General features: G+C 34.6%; 2 protein-coding genes. Both read left to right on the top strand.

What is annotated here, in order from left to right; translation table 11 throughout:
- On the top strand, window positions 1-983 hold a 983-nt coding region (locus IQR33_RS34125; RefSeq protein ID WP_228014089.1), incomplete at its 5' end, for an ATP-dependent endonuclease.
- Window positions 970-3,096, top strand: coding sequence for a UvrD-helicase domain-containing protein (locus tag IQR33_RS23780; RefSeq protein WP_193844107.1), 2,127 nt, complete (start codon window positions 970-972; stop codon window positions 3,094-3,096). The genes IQR33_RS34125 and IQR33_RS23780, both read left to right, overlap by 14 nt.
- Window positions 3,097-3,426 lie beyond the last annotated feature (330 nt).

Raw genomic sequence — 3,426 nt, 5'->3', positions numbered from 1 at the left:
CAATAAACCTAACAGATGAAGCTATAGTTTCAAGCTCTGAGGATGATAATGGAAAGGTACTTAATTTCATCAAGAAACACATAAAATATAAAGTTTCAGAGTTATTTTTTTCTGACGCGATAATTTTCGTGGAAGGAATTACAGAAGAAACATTGCTTAACTACTTCTTAGAAATACATCCTGAACTAAGTAAACACTATATTTCCGTTTTCAACATCAACGGTGCTCATGGCAAGCTGTATCTACCACTTGCGAAAAAACTATGTATCCCGAGTTTAATTGTTACCGATTTGGACATAAAGAGAGCAAAATGTGAGAAGGGTGAAAAACACAAGGATACAGAAAATTGTGATGTTTGTGGCCAGATAGCAAAAAGTGATGACACAGAGTGTGTTAGAGGAACACTTCCATCTTTTGTTCAGATTACTAGCCTAGCTGACAGAACAACTACTAACGCCACTCTGAAAGAGCTGAATAAACAACTTAGAGGTAAATCCGATTCTGAAGCCGACAAGCTTGATGATATAGAGTATTTTGAAGATGAAAACCTCTACATAGTTTTTCAAAAGGATCCAATAGAATCACAACATGCATCAAGCTTGGAAGAAGCTTTGATATTAACTAATTATGATAATGATCTTATCAATGATGTAATTGAAATATGCAAACCAAATATTTATAACAGCATTATAAAACTTGGGGAAGATCCAAATGGTTCTCGAAGTAATCTAATAGATAACTCTTATAAACTACAAAAGAAACTATCAGATAGTAAGAGTGATTTTTCAAATAACCTGATCTTTGGTCTGCTCTCTTTGGAAGAGGGGGATGTACTGCCTAAATTACCTAACTATCTAAAACATGGCTTTGCATGGCTCGAAGGTAAGTTGGAACTAAATGATATTTCTGCTGCGCTAGCAGGGGGCAACGACAGTTCTGATGGTATTGTTCTTCAGGAGGAAGTGTTAGATGACGCCGAATGAGATAAGAGAAAAAGAGATCCAACAAAGCCTATTTGAGCAAATAGATAACTTCAGAAGCTTTTGTTTCAACGCTGGTGCCGGCTCAGGAAAAACATATGCCTTAATTGAAACTTTAAAATACGTCTCTGTTCATAAGGTTTTAGCTAAGAAAAGTCCTCAGAAAGTAGCATGTATTACTTATACCAACGTAGCTGTTAATGAAATTAAAGGACGTCTTGGTAACTCAGACTTGGTGCATGTATCTACAATCCACGAAAGGGTTTGGGATCTAATCAAACGTTCTCAGCCAGAGCTATTAGAATGCCATAAGGAGAAAATCGAAAAAACGATAGAACATATTGAACTGGATTTACAAGACTCAAATAAATCCAGATTCTTTAATGAGCTTTCCGAAAGCGATCAAAGAAGCCTCGTTGAGTTCGTATTTGAAAATAAGGATATCTACTTCAGGGCAAAAAGCCTTAATGCTGCTAGCTTTCGAGGTTCTTATATTGATAACTCTAGTGGAGAGGTTCAAAGTATCCTAAGAGGATGTTTAAGTAACATAGCCAACTTCAAGTATGTAATAGCGCTTTTGTATAAGAAAGATAATCTACAAAAGTGCTTAACCAATATAATTGACGGTAGAGAGAAACGCGTCACTTACGATAGCAAAACTAACACAGATAGGCTTCATTATATGAAGTTTAGTCATGATACCTTGTTAGAGTATGGTTTGAAGTTAGTAACAAAACATAAAACACTCTGTCGCATTATTATAGATACTTATCCATATTTCTTTATAGATGAATACCAAGATACAAATGAAAACGTAATTAATTTATTAAGGACTATACACGATTATGCCTCACAAAATGACAAAGCCTGGATGGTTGGCTATTTTGGAGATACTGCTCAAAATATCTACGAAGATGGTGTTGGAGAGCGTATAAGCGACTTGCATGGTGACTTATTTGATATTGATAAAGAATTCAATCGACGTTCTCACAAGCAGATAATTGAAATTTCAAATAAGATTCGTGATGATTCGATAGTCCAAGAACCTATTTATGAAGATAAAAATCATGGCTCAGTTAGTTTTTTCTATCAAAATTCAGATAACAAAATTCAAACAGCAAAGCGGTTTCTCTCGTTCTATAGTGACGAGCTTGAAGGTCGCGCTGAAATCGATAGCAACAGTACATGTAAGATAAATTGCCTTGTACTAACTAATCAGCTAATGTCCGAGTTTAATGGATTTAAAGAAGTGTACGATGCTTTTAAAGCATCTACGATTTACTATGATCAATTAAGTACTCTTGTACTATCACAACAATTAGAAAAACTACACCCAACAGCTTTAAATATATATCATCTTGTAAAGTTATATCATGAGATAAAAAAATCCGAAGCATCCTATTATGATATTTTTGGAACGCAAAGTAAAAACATGACTTTTTCGGAGGCAAGCTTAATAATTAAAGAACTTAAAAGTGAGGAAGTTAAAACTCTTTATGACTGGTGCAACTTAATTATAACAAAGCTTGAAAGTGAAGTTTTGAGAAAAAATATAGTAAGAGCCCTTGTTAACTACACGAATTATGATAGAAGTGCGATAGACACACCGGAAGCCTTTAAGACCACCCTGATAAATAGCATTCACTCTCTCATGCTAGATGGTACTGAAGAACAAGATGAGGTTGAACAGAAGACAAATAGTATTCTAGGTCTGCCAATTCACACTCTAGTTTGCTGGATCAATTTTATTGATGGGCTTGGAAGTGATAAATTTAGCTATCATACATACCATGGAACTAAAGGCGAAGAATACGATAATGTTGCAATAATTCTAGAGCATGATTTTGGTAGTAGGAATAGAAATAAGTTTAAAAACTATTTTGATTTATTGCAAAGAACTAACGAAGAAAGGGCTGAGTTGCTATCTGATCAGGCTTTTAAAAATAAACATACCAACACTAAAAACTTACTGTATGTTGCTTGCTCCAGAGCTGTTAAAAACCTCAAAGTACTATATCTAGGTGATATATCCGAGATAAAGAATGGCATAGAGAGTATTTTTGGTGAGGTTAACCCTTGGTTAGTTGATAATATTGAAAATATAACATCGGTTTGATGAATTATCCATGACTAGCTAATTTAAGGGAATGTTGAGTTTGTTTGACTCGAATGAGCTGATAATTTTAGACAAAGAATCGTTTTAAACCTCATTGGAGTGCTTTTTCAAGCCATCTGCTAGAAATAAAAAATCAGACAAACTTCTGTTTGTCTGATTTTTTAATACATCAAGCTCAGGTTTCGCCCAAACTAGGCACTTTGTCTAAAATTAGAATGCTTTGTCTAAAATTAGAATACTCTGGCACACTACAAAAATTAATCTTCGTAGTTATCGATGCTTGGGCATGAACAGATTAGGTTACGGTCGCCGTATACGTTATCTACGCGG

This window comes from Vibrio sp. OPT46, assembly GCF_015163535.1.
GTDB classification, from domain to species: domain Bacteria; phylum Pseudomonadota; class Gammaproteobacteria; order Enterobacterales; family Vibrionaceae; genus Vibrio; species Vibrio alginolyticus.
The sequence above is the reverse complement of the archived record's forward strand: the minus strand, read 5'-3'. Positions and strand labels throughout refer to the sequence as shown.